The organism is Pseudoalteromonas sp. NJ631 (assembly GCF_000276645.1).
In the GTDB taxonomy this organism is placed as follows: Bacteria; Pseudomonadota; Gammaproteobacteria; order Enterobacterales; family Alteromonadaceae; genus Pseudoalteromonas; species Pseudoalteromonas piscicida.
This window is the reverse complement of sequence record NZ_AKXJ01000055.1, coordinates 1-510: the sequence shown is the minus strand read 5'-3', so window position 1 is coordinate 510 and position 510 is coordinate 1. Positions and strand designations below refer to the sequence as shown.

The 510-nt window shown below is 42.0% G+C and carries 1 protein-coding gene; it reads left to right on the top strand.

Annotated features, from left to right (window positions below):
* A partial coding sequence (locus A587_RS0123755; RefSeq protein ID WP_017219572.1) for an IS3 family transposase occupies nt 1–502 on the top strand: 502 nt, incomplete at its 5' end.
* Between the last annotated feature and the right edge of the window lie 8 nt (nt 503–510).

Genomic DNA, 510 nt, shown 5'->3' with positions numbered 1-510 from the left:
GGTGTGGTGCGGTGATGTGACGTATATTTGGACAGGCAATCGCTGGGCCTATTTAGCGGTCGTTGTTGATTTATTTGCACGTAAAGTCGTTGGTTGGGCAATGTCGTTGTCGCCAGATACTAGCTTAACGCTAAAAGCGCTTGAACTCGCGTATGAAAGCAGAGGTAAACCAAGTGGATTGATGTTTCACTCAGACCAAGGAAGCCATTATACAAGCTTGAAGTACCGCCAACGTTTATGGCGCTATAAAATTACACAAAGTATGAGCAGGCGCGGAAATTGTTGGGATAATGCGCCAATGGAGCGATTTTTTAGAAGCTTTAAAACGGAGTGGATGCCAAAGGTTGGATACGAAAACTTTAAAGATGCTAAATATGGTGTGAGTGATTATATCAACGGATATTATAACAACGTTAGGCCTCATCATTATAATGCTGGTTTAGCGCCAAATGAATCTGAGGTTAGATACCAAGATTCTAAAACTGTGGCCAAAATTAGTTGACCACTACA